The sequence below is a fragment of the Labrys neptuniae genome (genome assembly GCF_040797145.1).
In the GTDB taxonomy this organism is placed as follows: Bacteria; Pseudomonadota; Alphaproteobacteria; order Rhizobiales; family Labraceae; genus Labrys; species Labrys neptuniae.
The window spans coordinates 391,054-406,927 of the sequence record NZ_JBFNQD010000002.1 but is presented as its reverse complement, the minus strand read 5'-3'; the positions used below and the strand labels follow the sequence as shown (position 1 = coordinate 406,927).

The window sequence follows — 15,874 nt, the reverse complement described above, 5'->3', positions numbered from 1 at the left end:
ATGGGCGTCGTCACACTTCCTCCTCAAAGCGTCATCTCGATCTCCAACGCCATCGGAGACCTGTGCACCTTTCGTGAACTCGGCGACCTCATGCAGATCTGCTACGGCACCTCGGTTGCCATCACCGGGGTAAGCTTTGCCGAACAGCCCCGGCGCAAGGTCGCCCGGGATTGCGTCGACTGGGCGCAAAAATGCGGGATCCTGACGAATTTCGTCGCCATCGTGCTGCATGCCAAGAACGACAACACCGCGTTCAGGGAGCTGGTCACGCAATTGATCCCCGATGCCCTGACCGCACCGCCGAGCGTGGCCTCGCAGGTCGGCACCGTCGTCTCCGGGCTCGACAGCCTCGCCGCCTATCTGGCCAAGGACGAGGTGCGCAAGAAGGCCGGCATCTCGAAGCAGCGGCTTGCCGAAATCGGCCAGCGCATCAACCTGCTGGCCGCCTATAAGGGGCTGCATGACAGCCTTCATCACATCCAGATCAACCACACCCGCATCCTGCTGCAGGCCGTGGCGAGCATGGACAATCCGATCAGCTATGAGACGGTGCAGGTCTATATTTCGCAGGTGCGCGCCGCCGTCACCGCCATCCGCACCCAGATCACCAGGCCGGGTGCGGACGAGATCCTGGCCGGTCTCGATCTTTCCTGGGTCGACGACCTCGAAAGCAGTTCGCAGCGTTGCCAGGAGGGGCTCGATGCCGACAGGCCGGGACCGGTGCTCATCGCCGTCCGGCAGATCGCCGCGATCAGCGACAGCCAGTCGGTGCAATTGAACAAGGGCATCTTCGATGCAGCGACCAAGTTGCCCCTGCCGGAACTGGCAGGTGCCCTGGTCGAAATCGGCGGAGCCGATACCGGCCTGCAGGCAGCGCTCGATGAGGCGATCAGCGCCCTTGGCGCCCTGCAGCGCACCTTGATGAGCCGGATCGCGACGCATAACCGCCTGCAGAGGGTGGAGCAGAACCTCTCGATCCTCGCCAGTTGCCTGGACGATCCCGGCGTCCTGATCGTGGATGAGATCGCCGCCCTCTGGCCCGAGACCAGGGCCATGCTGCTGAACCTGGCCGCGCTTGGCCTGGAACGGGCAGATCTGACTGTCGACGGGGAGGATTGCGACAAGATCGATGCCTGCCTGCAGGATGTCGAGATCGCGCAGCGCGACACCGCCTTCAACCTCAAGAGCGCCCCGGCGATCCGGGCCCTGCAGCGCTCCTTTTCGGGTTTCCAGAAGAATGCCAGCGCCCAGTTCTTCGCGCTCGACAGCAGGCTGAAGGCGGATTTCGACAGCGTCTTCCAGATCAGCGACCGCCTGAAGAACATTCTGGGAGCCGTGCAATGAGCGAGACGATGCCTCCTCATCCGCCGCAGACTTTTGCAAGCATCGCGGATATCAGCCACGAGCATCTCGACCTGCTCAGGTCCAGCAGCCAGCGGGATGGCGATACGCCGGAGGCGATCTCGGCCTTTCGCGATCGCATCACCGCTTTCCGAGGCGAAGTCGCAGCCGCCGGGGCACGGCTTGGAAAGGAGGAGGATCGCGAGGCGGCCCAGGGCATCATCGACTATTGGAGCACGCAACTGCTGACCTGGTCGACGAACGGCGCGAGGCCGGATCTCGACCTGCCGCTCGCGCCCTATCTCGACTCGCCGGAACCGCCCTTGCCTGCCGGCACGCCGCCGGCCAGGAGATCGAAGCGAGCAGGGACGGCGCAGGATGCCCGCGCCCAGATCCGCATCGGCGCCCTGGCCTATCAGTGGCGCCGATCGAACCGGGCACCCGGCTACCTGCTCACCGGCAATGCCCTGGTGGAAGCCGCCGGATATCGCGACAAGGATCCGGAAATCGAGGCCTTCGTCAGCGCGAGCACGGCGGCCGAACGCCGGACGCGCCATATTCGCATGGGCTTCCTCGTCACGCTCGTCCTGTCCATTGCCTTTGCCATCCTGGCACTCATCTCCTTCCTTCGAGAGAACGACGCGCGCAAGGAGGCCGATCGCCTGCGCGGGCAGGCCGAGGAGCTGTCGGCGGACAATGACAAACGGGCCCAGCGTTTCCTGGCGGCCGACGTTCGGCTCCAGACCGAACGATTTCAGCATGCCGCCGAACTCAAGGAGCTCAACGATCAGCTCCTGGCAATGAAAAGCGCGCTCGAGGAAGCCCAGGCCAAGCTCAAGGTCGCGCTGGCTCAGACGCCATCACCGACGTCGAATCCAACCCAGCACATGTATCTGCGCGATTCGAATGCCGTGCTGACACAGGCCATCGACCAGTCCCGCGCCTACAAGCCGCCGCCCGTCCCCCAGCTCACGGCCGGGGAGCAGCTGCTCGCCAATGTCAACCTGATCGATGGTCCCGACGGCGATGTGCGGCGAGCGACCACGGAGAATCTCGTGCGTGCCTTCCGCGACGGGACGGTCTCGCCCGACGACCAGCGCATGCTGGTCGGCGCCCTCGTCAACATGCTGGCCCGGCCCGCCGTCCAGAGCCTGACGCTGACGGGGCGCTACAATGTGCTCTATATCCTCTCGACCATCACGCAGGCCCAATGGGCCTTGCCGGACTGGTCGGCCCTGCGCGACCGGGCCCGCGTGGTCACCGCCGACCTGGTTGGCCCCAATGCCCAGAACGACCTTCCGATGGGCAGGGATTCGCAGAAATTCTACCAGCAGCTGGTGCAGAGACTGCAATAAGGACTTCGTTCAAAAATCACGGAAAGGCCGTTGCGCAGCGTCGGCCCCGCCCCGTTCAGCCCGATTTCCCCTCGCGCCGGAACACCGCCAGCAGATTGCTGCGGATGCTGTCCTGGCGCTGCACGGACGTAATCTTCGCCCCGGTGAGATCGGTGACATAGAACACGTCGACCGCCTTCTCGCCGAAGGTCGCGATATGGGCCGAGGCGATGTTGAGGTTGAGCCGCGAGATCGCCGTGGTGAGGTCGTAGAGAAGGCCGGGACGATCGAGGCCCCAGACCTCCACCACGGTGTGGCGGTTCGACCATTCATTGTCGACCACCACCTCGGGCGCGACCTGGAAGGCCTTCTGCCGCGGCTTGATGGCACCGCGCTTGGCCACGGCTTCCGGCAGGCGGATGGTGCCGGTGAGTGCCTGCTCCATCGCCTGGGCGATGCGGCCGGCGCGCCGCAATTCGTCCTCGTCCTGCGGAAATTCGCGGCTGACGAAAATGGTGTCGAGTGCCAGCCCGTCCGTGGTGGTGTTGATCTGGGCATCGACGATGTTGGCGCCGGAAGCCGCGCAGGCGCCGGTAATGATCGACAACAGGCGCGGATGGTCGGGGGCGAGAATGGTCAGCTCGGTCACGCCGCGGAAGGCATCGGTGGCGACTTCGGTCGCGAGCGTCTCGCCACGTTCGCGCGCGGCGCGGATGAAGCGAGCATGACGCAGGCGACGCGGCAGCTCGACCTTGAGCCAATAGGGCGGGTAGTGGCGTGACACATAGGCATCGACCTCCGCCGCGCTCCAATCGGACAGGCCGGCCCTGAGTTCGTCCTGGGCCAATTGAACGCTGGCGCGCCGGTCGGATTTGGAATGGCCGCCGGCCAGCACCAGCTCGGTTTCCCAGAACAGCGAGCGCAGGAGCTGACCCTTCCAGCCGTTCCACACACCCGGCCCCACTGCCCGGATATCGGCCACGGTGAGGATGAGCAGCAGCTTCAGCCGTTCCAGCGTCTGCACGGTGCCGGCGAAGGTCTCGATGGTCTTGCGATCGGAGATGTCGCGCGACTGCGCCGTCATCGACATCACCAGATGCTGCTCGATCAGCCAGGACACCGTGTCGGTCTGGCCCGGCGTCAGGCCGAGGCGGGGCCCCAATCGCTTGGCGATCTTGGCACCGGCGAGCGAATGGTCCTCCGGCCGGCCCTTGGCGATGTCGTGCAGGAAGGTGGCGACATAGAGGGCGGTGCGGTTCTGGATGGTCGGCATGATCTCGTTGACGAGGGGATGCTCGTCGCCACCCTCGCCGCGATCGATGTCGGCGAGTTCGCCGACCGAACGCAGGAGATGCTCGTCCACGGTGTAGCGGTGATACATGTTGAACTGCATCATCGCCACGACCTTGCCGAAATCGGGGATGAAGCGGCCGAGTACGCCGGCCTCGTTCATGCGCCTGAGCACGGTCTCGGGGGCATTGCGCGAGGTCAGGATCTCCAGGAACAGCCGGTTGGCCTCGACATTCTCGCGCAGCGAAGCGTTCACCAGCTTGAGCGAGCGGGTGACGAGGCGCATCGCGTCGGGATGCAACGCCAGCGAATGCAGGTCGGCAAGCTGGAACAGGCGGATCAGATTGACCGGATCGCGCGCGAACACCTGGTCGTTGGCGACATTGAGCCGACCCGTCTCGATCACGAAATCCTTGGTGCCGATCAGGGCCTGGCGCTGGCTGCGGCGGAAAGGCGCGATGAAGCGATCCAACATCGCCTTGGGTTTTTCCTGGCGCGCTTCCAGCGCGGCACAGACGATGGCGGTGAGATCGCCGACATCCTTGGCCACCAGGAAATAATGCTTCATGAAGCGCTCGACGCCGCGCAGGCCGCCACGATCCGAATAGCCCAGAAAGGCGGCGATCTCACGCTGGATGTCGAAGGTCAGGCGCTCTTCGGCGCGGCCGGTGAGGAAATGCAGGGCGCAGCGTGTCGCCCACAGGAAGTCCTCGGCCAGGGTGAACTGGCGGTATTCGCGCCGGGTGAACAGGCCGGCCTCGACGAGGTCGGCGGCATCCCTGACGCGATAGACATATTTGGCGATCCAGTAGAGCGTGTTGAGATCGCGCAGGCCGCCCTTGCCTTCCTTGACGTTGGGCTCGACCCGGTAGCGCGAATTGCCGGCCTTGATCAGGCGTTCGTCGCGCTCGGCGAGCTTGGCGGCGACGAACTCGGCTGCCGTGAGCTGGACGAGTTCGCGGTCGAAGCGGGCGGAAAGTTCGCTCGCCAGCCCCATGTCGCCGAGGATCGGACGCGCTTCGAGCAAGGCGGTGCGGATGGTCATGTCGCCGCGGGCGAGGCGCAGGCACTCGTCGATCGTACGCGTGGCATGGCCGACCTTCTGCCCGAGGTCCCACAAGACATAGAGGATGGCCTCGGTGACGCTCTCGCCCCAGGCCGTCTGCTTGGCCGGCAGCAGGAAGAGCAGGTCGATGTCCGACCCCGGCGCGAGGGTGCCGCGGCCATAGCCCCCCACGGCGATGACGGCCATGCGCTCGCCTGCCGTGGGGTTGTGGGTGGTATAGACGTAGCGCGTCACATAGGCGTAGGTGGCGCGGATGATCTCGTCCTCGAGCCAGGACAGGCGCTGGGCACAGGCCGTGCCGAGACGGTCCTCGCTGAACCAGGTGCGGATGGTCTCGCGGCCGTCACGCAGGGTGGTCTTGAGCAGGGTGACCACCGCCAGCCTGAGGGCGTCGGCATTGCCCTCATGCTCCAGCGCCAAGGCGTCGATCTCGGCTTCGAGCGCCATGCGGTCGAGGACGAGGTGAAGCTCACGATCGGGCTTGTCGAGCATTGCAGGCCTTATAGCGTTTTGCGGTTTGACGGATCACCTAGAATCGCAAAGACGCGTTGGAACAAGGAGTTAGAGCAAATGGGCGTTCACACTTGAACGCGCTTTGCTCTAGGAAGGAGAATTTCGGAGCGCGGACATCCTGTCCGCTCTTCCCATCCTGCGGATGCGGCGTTACCAGGCGTGGATGGCGGCAATGCGGACAGGATGTCCGCGCTCCAACTTACCCCTTCTTGGCGCTATCGCGCTTGGCTTTCAAGGAAAACAAGGCATCGAGCGCCTGGCGAGGCGTCATGTCGTTGGGATCGAGCCCATCGAGGGCTTCGGCGACCTCGTCCGGCACCTTGACCGTTGCCTGTGCCAGCGCCCGGGGGGCTGCGGCGAACAAGGGCAGGTCATCGACCAGGCGGGCAGCCGGAGCCTGGCGATCGGTCGCCTCGAGCTGCGCCAGCACGGCCCGTGCCCGCTCGACCACGGCGGCCGGCATGCCGGCGAGCTTGGCGACCTGGATGCCGTAGGAACGGTCGGCGGCGCCCGGCACCACCTCATGCAGGAAGACGACGTCGCCATGCCATTCGGTCACCCGCATGGTGGCGTTGGCGAGGCGCGGCAGCTTCTTGGTGAGCTGGGTGAGCTCGTGATAATGCGTGGCGAACAGAGCCCGGCAGCGATTGACGGCGGAAAGGTTCTCGATTGCCGCCCACGCGATGGAGAGGCCGTCGAAAGTGGCGGTGCCGCGGCCGATCTCGTCGAGGATGACGAGCGCGCGGGGACCGGCCTGGTTGAGGATTGCCGCCGTCTCCACCATCTCGACCATGAAGGTGGAGCGTCCGCGCGCCAGATCGTCGGCGGCGCCGACGCGCGAGAACAGCGCGTCCACCGCGCCGATATGGGCCGATTTCGCCGGCACGAAGGAACCGATCTGCGCCAGGACGGCGATCAGGGCATTCTGGCGCAGGAAGGTCGACTTACCCGCCATGTTCGGGCCGGTGAGCAGCCAGATCCTACCGGCGGCCTTGCTGCCCTCGCCCTCGCCGCTCAATTCGCAATCATTGGCGACGAAGGGCTTGCCCTCGCGCTTCAACGCCCGTTCGACCACAGGATGGCGCCCACCCTCGATGGCAAAGGCGAGCGAGGTGTCGACAACGGGACGGACATAGTTTTCCTCGTCGGCCAGCACGGCGAGCGCCACGATGACGTCGAGAAGGGCGAGGGCCTCGGTGGCGGCCCGGATGGCGGCGCCGTCACCGAGCAAGGCCGCGGCGAGATCGGAGAAGACCTGGAGCTCGCTCGCCAGCGAGCGCTCGGCCGCCGAGGCGATGCGCGATTCCAGCGTCGAGAGCTCGGCGGTGGAGAAGCGCATGGCGCCGGCCATGGTCTGGCGATGCACATAGGTCTCGCGCAGGCCTGGCTGCAGGAAGGCTTCACCGGCCTGCTGCGGCACCTCGACGAAATAGCCGATCATGTTGTTGTGCTTGATCTTGAGCTGGCGGACCTGGCTCTCCTCGGCATAGCGCGCCTGCAGGCCGGCGATGACGCGCCGGCTCTCGTCGCGCAGGGCCCTGGTCTCGTCGAGGGCCTGATCATAGCCGGCACGCACGAAGCCGCCATCGCGCTTGAGCAGCGGCAGATCGTCTTGCAGGGCTGCGGCAAGGCGCGCTGCCTGGCCCTGGTCCGGCCTTGCCAGGGCCGAGAGAATACCGGCGAGCACCGGCGGCAATTCAGCTTCGCGCTGCCGCAGCAGGGCTTCGATGGCGGCAATGCCGGTCAAGCCTTCCCGGAGAGCGGCGAGATCACGCGGCCCGGCCCGGTCGAGGGCGAGGCGCGCCATGGAGCGGGCGATGTCCGGCGCCGATTTCAACCGGGCGCGGACCTGGCCGCGCAGCAGGGCCTGTTCGGCGAAGAAGGCCACCGCATCCTGGCGCAGCGCGATGGCCTCGGGCGCTAGAAGCGGGCTCGCCAGCCATTGCGCCAGCAGGCGGCCACCGGCCGCCGTCACCGAGCGGTCGACCGCATCGAATAGGGAGCCGGCGCGCTCGCCGCCCAGGGTACGCGTCAGCTCCAGATTGGCGCGTGTCGCGGCATCGATCGCCATATGCGCGCTGGCGCCGTCCCGGCGTGGTGGGTCGAGCGCCGGCTTCTGGCCGACCTGCGTGCGCAGGATATAGGTGACGAGGCCGGAGGCGGCGACCAGCTCGGCTCGCGAGAAGGTGCCGAAGCCATCGATGGTGCCGACATCGTAGAAGGCAGCAAGCCGGCGCTCGGCCTGGCTGCCATCGAAGACGTCGCGCCCGACCGGTGTGACGGCGGCACGGCATTCGCGCCAGAGCGAGGCCAGCTCCGCATCCTCATGCACTGTCTCGGCCATGACCACTTCGGACGGGTCGAGCCGGGCGAGTTCGGCCGGCAGTCCCGCCTCGTCGCATTCGGACAGGCCGAACTCGCCGGTGGAGATGTCGGCGAAGGCGAGACCGAAGCGGGCCTCGTCGTCGGAGATGCGCAGGCGCGCCAAAGCCAGCAGCAGATTGGTGCGCGTCGGCTCCAGCAGCGTCTCCTCGGTGATGGTGCCGGGCGTGACCAGGCGGACCACGCCGCGCTTGACCACCGATTTGGAACCGCGCTTCTTGGCCTCCGCCGGATCCTCCATCTGCTCGCAGACCGCGACACGGTGGCCATGAGCGATCAGGCGCTGCAGATATTCGTCGGCCCGGACCACCGGCACGCCGCACATGGCGATGTCCTCGCCCTGATGCTTGCCGCGCTTGGTGAGGACGATGCCGAGCGTCTTGGAGGCGATCTCGGCGTCCTCGAAGAACAATTCGTAGAAATCGCCCATGCGATAGAACAGCAAGGCGCCAGGATGGCCGGCCTTGATCTCGAGATATTGCGCCATCATCGGCGTGACGGGCGCCGACGCATCGGCGGTGTCGAGTTTGCGGGGCGAGGAGGTCATGGCCGCACGCTAGCAGATGCGGTCAAAGGGAGCACGAGGCCGAGGCCGGAGGCTTGTGGATAGGTGGGTCGATCTCCGGATCGCCCCACCACCGCGCCCATATTGACGCTCCCAAACGAACATGGCCTGTTGTCACCCGATTCAATCACGTGAAAGCCGACCATGCCGCAACCGCTCACGCCCGACATCATCGTGCCCGAAGCCTTCGATCCCGCTGTAGAAGCCGAGCGGCGCATCGCCTTCCTGGCCGACTACCTCAAGACTTCGGGAGGGCGCGCCTATGTGCTCGGCATTTCGGGCGGCGTCGATTCGCTTACATCAGGCCTGCTGGCACAGGCCGCCGTCGAACGGTTGCGAACCGAAGGGTATCAGGCCCAGTTCCTCGCCATGCGCCTGCCCTATGGCGTGCAGGCGGACGAAAAGGATGCGCAGCAATCCCTGGCGACCATCAAGGCCGACCGCGTCGTCACCGTGAACATCAAGCCGGCCGCCGACGCGATGATGGCCGAACTCATGCGCGAAGCCGGCGATTTGATCGAGGGCCCGCGCTCCGATTTCCACCGCGGCAACATCAAGGCGCGCCAGCGCATGATCGCCCAGTTCGGCCTCGCCGGGGCCGTGCGCGGCATCGTCATCGGCACGGACCACGCTGCCGAGGCAGTGATGGGCTTCTACACCAAGTTCGGCGACGGTGCGGCCGACATCCTGCCGCTGGCCGGCCTCAACAAGAGACGCGTGCGGGCCCTCGCCGCCCATCTCGGCGCCCCGCGCGAACTGGTGTTCAAGGTGCCCACCGCCGATCTCGAAACCAATGTGCCATTGAAGCCCGACGAGGACGCCTATGGCGTGACTTATGACGAGATCGACGATTTCCTGGAGGGCAAGGCCATCGCCGAGGCCTCGCACCAGCGCATCCTGTCGACCTATCGAGCCAGCGCCCACAAGCGCGCTCTGCCCGTGGCGGCGGGGTAGTCGGAGCGCAGGCGGGACGCGCGACCCCCGCAAGCCCCTCTCGACAAATCGGCATCGCAGAAATTATCTATAAAATCATGAGCGGGCCCAAGGACGATACCATCGCCATCCGCATCGCCAAGGTGCTGGCGGATCGCATCATCTCCGGGGCGATCGAGCCCGGCGCCCGATTGCGCCAGGACCATGTCGCGGAGGAGTTTGCCACCAGCCATGTGCCGGTGCGCGAGGCTTTCAGGCGCCTGGAGGCACAGGGCCTGGCGGTGAGCGAACCCAGGCGCGGCGTGCGTGTCGCCGCCTTCGACCTGGAAGAGGTCAAGGAGGTCGCCCAGATGCGGGCGGCCCTGGAGGTGCTGGCCCTGCGCCAGGCCGCGCCGCACCTCACCGCCACCATCCTGGACGAAGCCGAGGAAGCCACCAAGGCAGGCGACCGCTCGCGCGACGTGCGCAGTTGGGAAGAGGCCAATCGCCGCTTCCATCGCCTGATCCTGGCCCCCTGCCGCATGCCGCGCCTGCTCGCGGCGATCGACGACCTGCATGCCGCCAGCGCCCGCTTCCTGTTCGCAGCCTGGCGCTCGGAATGGGAAAGCCCGACCGACCAGGACCACCGTGCCATCCTGGCGGCGCTGCGGTCAGGCAAGTTGGACGACGCTGCCGTCACCCTCGCCCGCCATGTGCAGCGGGTCGGCCTGAAACCGGTCCGGTCGGCCTCCGGCGCCACGCGGGAAGCCTTCGCCATCATCGGCTGAGTTCCGGGGGCGCGGGCATCTTGCCCGCTCTTGGAGCCACTATGCCTGCGGGATGAGAAGAGCGGGCAAGAGGCCCGCGCACCCGGATATTGCCAAACTTGCCGTTTTGTGACCTCTATAGATCATCGAATTCAAGATTATCTATAATTTCCAGCGGAGCCCCCATGTCGCACAGCGCCACTCCCTCACTGACCCCGGCTTTCAGCCCCCTCGACATTTCGCGGCGCTCGCTTGGCTGGCAGGCGGCGGCGGTCGTCGCAGGCACGGCCGTACTGGCCCTGGCATCGCATATCCAGGTGCCGATGTTCCCCGTGCCGATGACCATGCAGACCCTGGCCGTGACCTTGATCGGGGCGCTTTATGGCTGGCGGCTCGGTGCCATTACCGTGCTGGCCTGGCTGGCTGAAGCCTGGATGGGTCTTCCGGTCACTGCGACGGGCAGCATCGGCACCCTGTTGTTCGTCGGTCCGACGGCCGGCTATCTGATCTCCTTCCCGCTCGTCGCTGCCCTTTGCGGCTTGCTGGCCGAGCGTGGCTGGAACGGCAACCGCCCGGTTCTCGCCTTCGTCAACATGACCCTGGGCAATGCCCTCTGCCTGGCCATCGGCGGTGCCTGGCTTGGCGCTCAGATCGGCCTGGAAAAGGCCTTCCTGCTCGGTGTCGCGCCCTTCCTGCTCGGCGGCCTGCTGAAGTCGGTCATCGGCGCCGTCACCCTGATGGCCCTGGTTCGCGGCAAGGCCGGCGCCGCCCGGTGACGGTGCGGCTTCGCGCCCACCATCTCCTCTGCATGCTGACCTATGTCGGCAAAGGATACAGCCCCGGCTTCGTCGCCAATTACGACGCGATCGCAGCGCGACTGAGCCAGGGTGAAGACATCGTGATCGTGGCGGGGCCTGATGATATCTGCGCCCCGCTGCTGCAAGAAGTCGATTCGCATTGCCATGAGCCTCGGATCGACCAGCGCGACGAACTCGCCATCCGCGACGTCAGTGCCCTGATGCGCCTACCCGTCCGCACCGGCACTCGCATCGCCCTGACCCCAACCCTGCTGGCACGTTTCCGCGGCGCCTTCGCCGCCAATCTCACCCGCTCGGCCTGTGTAGGCTGCGAATGGTCGGGCCTATGCAGCGAAGTGGCCCGCGACCGCTACCAGGAGTCCCGTGTGAAGCGGGACTGAGACAACCGCGGACGAACCGCCCCCCTGCGGGACCAACCATGCGTATTCTCGACATCCGCGAACGCAGTATCTCGATCTCCCGCTATGCCGGGCCGGTGCAGCCGGGCGGATTGACCACCAGCATCGTCGCCGTCGTCACCGATACCTCCCGCGCCGGCCGGCCCCTCATCGGCTATGGCTATGCCTCGGTCGGCCGCTATGCCCAGAGCGGACTGATCCGTGAACGTTTCGCCCCGCGCCTCAAGCAGGCGCCGGCGGATGCCTTATCGGGAAAGGGTGGGGGTCTGGATCCCTTCAAGGCCTGGCAGGCGATGATGGCGGGCGAAAAACCCGGCGGACATGGCGAGCGCTGCGTCGCGGTCGGCGCCCTCGACATGGCGCTGTGGGATATTGCCGCCAAGCAGGCCGATCTGCCGCTCCACGCCTATCTTGCCGATCGGCTCGGCAGCAAGGCTGCCCAGACCGACAGGGTCCGAGTCTATGCGAGCGGCGGCTATCGCCATCCCCGCGACGACCTTGCCTTGCTGACCGAGGAGATGGGCCGCTTCGCCGATCTTGGCTTCGTCAATGCCAAGATCAAGATCGGCAGCGCCGGCCTCGACCAGGATCTTCGGCGCATCGAGGTGGCCGCCACCGCACTGGGAGCGTCTGGCCGCCTCGCCGTCGACGCCATGAACGCCTATGATCGGATATCCGGCCTGGAAGCGGCCGTAAGGCTCGCCCCTCTGGGCCTGTGGTGGTTCGAAGATATCTGCGACCCGCTCGACTTCGAGGTCCAATCCGTTTTGGCATCGGCCTATGCGCCGCCGATCGGGGCAGGCGAGGCCCTGTTTTCGGCGGCGGAAGCTCGGCTCCTTGCCCGCCATGGCGGCCTGCGCCCGGATCGCGACGTGCTGCTGTTCGACCCCGTGCATTGCTACGGCCTGCCCGGCTATCTCCAGATCATCGAGGCGATGACCGCGAGGGGCTGGACGAGGCAGGCCTTCTGGCCGCATGGCGGGCACCTGTTCGGCCTGCACCTGGCCGCAGCCCTCGGCCTCGGCGGCGCGGAGATTACACCCTTTGCCTTCCAGCCCTTCAGCGGCCTCGCGGATGACAGTGTGATCGCGGAAGGCTACGCCTCGCTGCCACAGGCCGAGGGAATCGGCTTCGAGGCGAATACGGCGCTGAAGCAGTTGTTCGGGGAGCTTGCGGGGTAACTTGCCTGGAGCGCGGACATCTTGTCCGCCTCTTCCTTGCAGCGTGGTGCTTCCAAGAGCGGACTGGAAGTCCGCGCTCCGGGATTGACGTAGCCCCGAGCAACTGCCACTTGAGCCGGCATGATCCCCAACTCCTCCGAGCCCGGTTTCGGCGTTTACGTGCATTGGCCGTTCTGCCTGGCCAAATGCCCCTATTGCGACTTCAACAGCCATGTCCGCACCGGCGGCGTCGACCAGGCCGGCTATGTCGAGGCCTACCTCAAGGAAATCGCCCACATGGCCGCCATCGCGCCGGGGCGGCAGGTCCAGTCGATCTTCTTCGGCGGCGGCACGCCCTCGTTGATGGAACCGAAGACGGTCGGCGCCATTCTCGACGCCATCGGCGGCGCCTGGACCATCGCCCCCGATGCCGAGATCTCGCTGGAAGCCAATCCAACCAGTGTCGACGCCGCCCGCTTCGCCGGCTACCGCGCCGCCGGAGTCAACCGCGTCTCCCTCGGCGTGCAGGCGATGAACGATGCCGATCTCAAGCGGCTGGGCCGCATGCATTCGGTGGCCGAGGCCATGGCGGCCGTCGAGATCGCGGCCAAATCCTTCGAACGCTATTCCTTCGACCTGATCTATGCCCGCCCGGACCAGCAGCCGAGGGATTGGCAGGCCGAGCTCGACCAGGCCATCGACCGGGCGGCCGAGCATTTATCGCTCTATCAGCTCACCATCGAGCCCGACACCATGTATGAGCGCCTGGTCGCGGCCGGCAAGCTCATCCCGATGCCGGACGAGGATGCCCGTGTCCTGTTCGACATCACCCGCGAGACCTGCGAACGGCGCGGCCTGCCAGCCTATGAAATCTCCAACCATGCCCGCCCCGGCGCCGAATGCCGGCACAATCTGGTCTATTGGCGCTATGGCGAATATGCCGGCATCGGCCCCGGCGCCCATGGCCGCCTGATCGATGCCACTGGCGCCCGCCGGGCACTGTCGACCGAACGCAGCCCCGAGAAATGGCTCGCGGGAGTCCGCACGAACGGCCATGGTCTCGTCGATGATCAGGCGTTGACGCCGGACCAGCAGGGCGACGAGATGCTGCTGATGGGCCTGCGCCTGACCGAGGGCATCGATCTCGCTCGTCTCGCCCGGTTGCGCGGCCGGCCCATGGCGGAGGCTACATTGGCCGGGCTGCAGCAAAACGGCATGGTCGAGCGCCGGGATGACCGGGTTCGCGTCACCCGCGCGGGCTTTCCGCTGCTCGATGCGGTGGTGGCGGAACTGGCGGTCTGACGGTCAACCGGCGTAGGATCGCCTGCACCACGGCACCGGCATCGCCATCGCGATCGTGCCCGCCGGGCCGCGCAATGCGCTCGGCTCCGGCAAGCTCGGGCAAGGTACAGGCGCTATGCTCCTCCCGGCCATAGAGACAGACCACCTTGCGAACGGGTAGCTGGCGGAGCATCGGAGCGACCGGCACGTCGTCGGCAGCCGGCAAGTCGAGCATTTCCGAGAGGGAAATGCGGAAATTAGCTTCCGGCAGCAATCCGACGAGGGCAATCAGTCTGGTTTCCTGCCGTGTCCTCGGCGAAAGCAGGGGCCAGGCGAAAGGCAGGGCATCGGCGCCGAAGGAATAGCCGGCCAGAGCGATGCGGCCGGCATGCCAGCGTCGGCGATAGACGGCGAGGATACGCTCGATGTCCCGGGCGAGCTCGGCAGGCGAGCGCCCAGTGAAGAAATAGCGACGCGCATCGAGCCCGACGACGCCGATTCCCGCCCGGGCGAGGCGGCGGGCCAGGCTCCGCTCCAGCCCGCCCCAGCCGGTATCGCCCGAGAGAAACAGCACCAGCCCGCCCTGCCCGGCGGGTGCCGGAGAGATTTCGAGCGGCAGGTCCGCGAGGCGGTCAACGGTCACGGAGAGCCGGGCGGCTGCGATTTGCACCGAGCCGAACAGCAGCCCGGATGCGAGCCCCATGGCGAGAACACGCCAGCCGGACCACCGGGGCAAGCGACTACCCGGCCTGCCAGGGTTCGACCAGGCCCTGGCGTAGAGCCTCGCTATAGGCTCCCTTGTCGATGGTGCCGACGATATCCTTGTCGAAAGCGATCTCGACGTCGAAGCGATGGCGGGCCGAAAGCTGGCGCAAATGCTCGATCAGCGCCATGGCGCCGGCAAAGTCGGCTTTCTCGCCCGCGATAGTGTCTCCGGCGAGGCTGGCGCGTACCGGCAGTTCCACCGCGCAGCCCATATCCGGGGCGGTTTCGCTGACCTTGTGCTTGAAGGCATCCGGCGCCTCGATCGGCCAGTCCACGCCATCGGCGAACTCCTCGATCTCATCGATGATATCATCCATGGCATCCTCGCCGGCGATGCCGAGGAGGTGAAAGGTCAAGGTATGGATCTTGCGGGCGGCGCTCATCAAGCTCTCGTTCTAACGGATCATTGCTGACAGGAAGATGTCAGCAGGCAGGCTTTATCAAGAGCTAGCGCGAAGATCGGAAAGGAACAAGCCATGGCTCTCAAAGGCAGCTGCCATTGCGGCGGCACGACATTCGAATTAAGCGAGGCACCGCGGGAGGTGACACGCTGCACCTGCAGCTTCTGTTCCAAGCGCGGCTCGCTCTGGGCCTATTACAAGCCCGAGCAGTTCCGGCTGACCTCATCGCCCGAGCAGGTGGCGACCTATCGCTAAAGCGTTTTACGATTTGAACGGACCGCTTCACATCGCAAAGACGCGTCGAAGCAAAGAGCTGGAGCAACAAAGCATTCCGTGATGAATGCGTTTTGCTCCAGGGCTCGAAGACCATCCAACATCATTTCTGCGCGACCTGCGGCTGCGGCACCTATACGCAGACGCCGGACTGGTCGACCGGCGAGCCCGATTTCGACAACCCCAAGATCAACATCAATGCCAGGCTCTTCGACGATTTCGAGCTGGAGGCCGTGCCCGTCACCGTGATCGACGGCCGGAACTTGTGGTAGCGGACGCTCAGTCCTTCCGATCGACGCGCAACGGCTGCCAGATCGAGACTTCGCGCGGCTGCGCCAGGAGTTCCGGCAGCGCCTCGTGCCAGGCCTGCCGATAGGGGCGGTTGAGCTGGACGTCGAGCACGTCCTGGTGATCGACCCAGGTTTCATGGAGCAGGAAGCGGCAGGGGTCTTCGGGATCGCTATGAAGCGTGGCGTTCACGAAATTCTCTTCGTGACGCATGGTGTCCAGCAATTCATCGAGCATGACGAGAAAGCGCTCCCGCTGCTCGGGCTTGACGATACCGGTGATCAGATAGGTCACGCTCATTCGACTGTCCTCCTGCGGCA

The 15,874-nt window shown here is 66.0% G+C and carries 13 protein-coding genes and 1 pseudogene; 9 read left to right on the top strand and 5 right to left on the bottom strand.

Features of this window, described 5'->3' with window-relative positions; genetic code table 11:
- Both ABXS05_RS09160 and ABXS05_RS09155 read left to right on the top strand, forming a co-directional pair.
- Complete coding sequence (locus ABXS05_RS09160) at nucleotides 1–1,344, top strand: hypothetical protein (RefSeq protein ID WP_311939846.1); 1,344 nt, start codon at nucleotides 1–3, stop codon at nucleotides 1,342–1,344.
- The gene (locus ABXS05_RS09155; RefSeq protein ID WP_367623667.1) at nucleotides 1,341–2,696 is read left to right on the top strand and encodes a hypothetical protein; all 1,356 of its coding nucleotides are present in this window, start codon (nucleotides 1,341–1,343) and stop codon (nucleotides 2,694–2,696) included. Before ABXS05_RS09160 ends, ABXS05_RS09155 begins: the two co-directional genes overlap by 4 nt.
- A 55-nt stretch (nucleotides 2,697–2,751) precedes the next feature.
- Here the strand turns inward: ABXS05_RS09155 and ABXS05_RS09150 are convergent, their stop codons facing one another.
- Both ABXS05_RS09150 and mutS read right to left on the bottom strand, forming a co-directional pair.
- Entirely contained in the window at nucleotides 2,752–5,523 is a 2,772-nt protein-coding gene (locus ABXS05_RS09150; protein WP_376717716.1) for a [protein-PII] uridylyltransferase, read from the bottom strand.
- Nucleotides 5,524–5,743: 220 nt separating this feature from the next.
- On the bottom strand, nucleotides 5,744–8,473 hold the full coding sequence (gene mutS, locus ABXS05_RS09145) for a DNA mismatch repair protein MutS (RefSeq protein WP_311939850.1): 2,730 nt from the start codon (nucleotides 8,471–8,473) through the stop codon (nucleotides 5,744–5,746).
- A 162-nt stretch (nucleotides 8,474–8,635) separates the two neighbouring features.
- Between mutS and nadE the strand changes: the two genes are divergently transcribed.
- From nadE to hemW, 6 genes are all read left to right on the top strand, one after another.
- Nucleotides 8,636–9,445, top strand: a complete 810-nt coding sequence (nadE, locus tag ABXS05_RS09140) for an NAD(+) synthase (RefSeq protein WP_367623666.1) — start codon at nucleotides 8,636–8,638, stop codon at nucleotides 9,443–9,445.
- 77 nt (nucleotides 9,446–9,522) lie between these two features.
- Nucleotides 9,523–10,191 (top strand): GntR family transcriptional regulator, encoded by a 669-nt coding sequence (locus ABXS05_RS09135; RefSeq protein ID WP_367623665.1) that lies wholly within the window; start codon nucleotides 9,523–9,525, stop codon nucleotides 10,189–10,191.
- A gap of 164 nt (nucleotides 10,192–10,355) precedes the next feature.
- Complete coding sequence (locus ABXS05_RS09130) at nucleotides 10,356–10,946, top strand: biotin transporter BioY (RefSeq protein WP_367623664.1); 591 nt, start codon at nucleotides 10,356–10,358, stop codon at nucleotides 10,944–10,946.
- Entirely contained in the window at nucleotides 10,943–11,368 is a 426-nt protein-coding gene (locus ABXS05_RS09125) for a DUF1284 domain-containing protein (RefSeq protein WP_311939858.1), read from the top strand. The genes ABXS05_RS09130 and ABXS05_RS09125 overlap by 4 nt, the downstream gene beginning before the upstream one ends.
- 38 nt (nucleotides 11,369–11,406) lie before the next feature.
- Nucleotides 11,407–12,567, top strand: coding sequence for an enolase C-terminal domain-like protein (locus ABXS05_RS09120; RefSeq protein WP_367623663.1), 1,161 nt, complete (start codon nucleotides 11,407–11,409; stop codon nucleotides 12,565–12,567).
- A 120-nt stretch (nucleotides 12,568–12,687) separates the two neighbouring features.
- On the top strand, nucleotides 12,688–13,848 hold the full coding sequence (gene hemW / locus ABXS05_RS09115) for a radical SAM family heme chaperone HemW (RefSeq protein WP_367623662.1): 1,161 nt from the start codon (nucleotides 12,688–12,690) through the stop codon (nucleotides 13,846–13,848).
- Here hemW and ABXS05_RS09110 read toward each other — a convergent pair.
- Together ABXS05_RS09110 and ABXS05_RS09105 are read right to left on the bottom strand one after the other, a co-directional pair.
- A complete protein-coding gene (locus ABXS05_RS09110; protein WP_367623661.1) occupies nucleotides 13,793–14,530 on the bottom strand; it encodes an AcvB/VirJ family lysyl-phosphatidylglycerol hydrolase in 738 nt (245 codons plus the stop codon). The two genes, hemW and ABXS05_RS09110, sit on opposite strands and share 56 nt — an antisense overlap.
- Nucleotides 14,531–14,567: 37 nt before the next feature.
- On the bottom strand, nucleotides 14,568–14,975 hold the full coding sequence (locus ABXS05_RS09105; RefSeq protein ID WP_311939866.1) for a hypothetical protein: 408 nt from the start codon (nucleotides 14,973–14,975) through the stop codon (nucleotides 14,568–14,570).
- Between the two features lie 93 nt (nucleotides 14,976–15,068).
- Here ABXS05_RS09105 and ABXS05_RS34860 point away from each other — a divergent pair.
- Nucleotides 15,069–15,538, top strand: a pseudogene (locus tag ABXS05_RS34860) (GFA family protein).
- A 7-nt stretch (nucleotides 15,539–15,545) separates the two neighbouring features.
- Here the strand turns inward: ABXS05_RS34860 and ABXS05_RS09090 are convergent.
- Nucleotides 15,546–15,854: a putative quinol monooxygenase gene (locus tag ABXS05_RS09090; protein WP_311939870.1), complete on the bottom strand. Its 309-nt coding sequence runs from the start codon at nucleotides 15,852–15,854 to the stop codon at nucleotides 15,546–15,548.
- Nucleotides 15,855–15,874 lie beyond the last annotated feature (20 nt).

Excerpts from the sequence above, each read along its gene's own strand:
- ABXS05_RS09160 (WP_311939846.1), top strand. The coding sequence starts at position 1 with ATGGGCGTCGTCACACTTCCTCCTCAAAGCGTCATCTCGATCTCCAAC.
- ABXS05_RS09155 (WP_367623667.1), top strand. The coding sequence starts at position 1,341 with ATGAGCGAGACGATGCCTCCTCATCCGCCGCAGACTTTTGCAAGCATC.
- ABXS05_RS09150 (WP_376717716.1), bottom strand. The coding sequence starts at position 5,523 with ATGCTCGACAAGCCCGATCGTGAGCTTCACCTCGTCCTCGACCGCATG.
- mutS (WP_311939850.1), bottom strand. The coding sequence starts at position 8,473 with ATGACCTCCTCGCCCCGCAAACTCGACACCGCCGATGCGTCGGCGCCC.
- nadE (WP_367623666.1), top strand. The coding sequence starts at position 8,636 with ATGCCGCAACCGCTCACGCCCGACATCATCGTGCCCGAAGCCTTCGAT.
- ABXS05_RS09135 (WP_367623665.1), top strand. The coding sequence starts at position 9,523 with ATGAGCGGGCCCAAGGACGATACCATCGCCATCCGCATCGCCAAGGTG.
- ABXS05_RS09130 (WP_367623664.1), top strand. The coding sequence starts at position 10,356 with ATGTCGCACAGCGCCACTCCCTCACTGACCCCGGCTTTCAGCCCCCTC.
- ABXS05_RS09120 (WP_367623663.1), top strand. The coding sequence starts at position 11,407 with ATGCGTATTCTCGACATCCGCGAACGCAGTATCTCGATCTCCCGCTAT.
- hemW (WP_367623662.1), top strand. The coding sequence starts at position 12,688 with ATGATCCCCAACTCCTCCGAGCCCGGTTTCGGCGTTTACGTGCATTGG.
- ABXS05_RS09110 (WP_367623661.1), bottom strand. The coding sequence starts at position 14,530 with ATGGGGCTCGCATCCGGGCTGCTGTTCGGCTCGGTGCAAATCGCAGCC.
- ABXS05_RS09105 (WP_311939866.1), bottom strand. The coding sequence starts at position 14,975 with ATGAGCGCCGCCCGCAAGATCCATACCTTGACCTTTCACCTCCTCGGC.
- ABXS05_RS09090 (WP_311939870.1), bottom strand. The coding sequence starts at position 15,854 with ATGAGCGTGACCTATCTGATCACCGGTATCGTCAAGCCCGAGCAGCGG.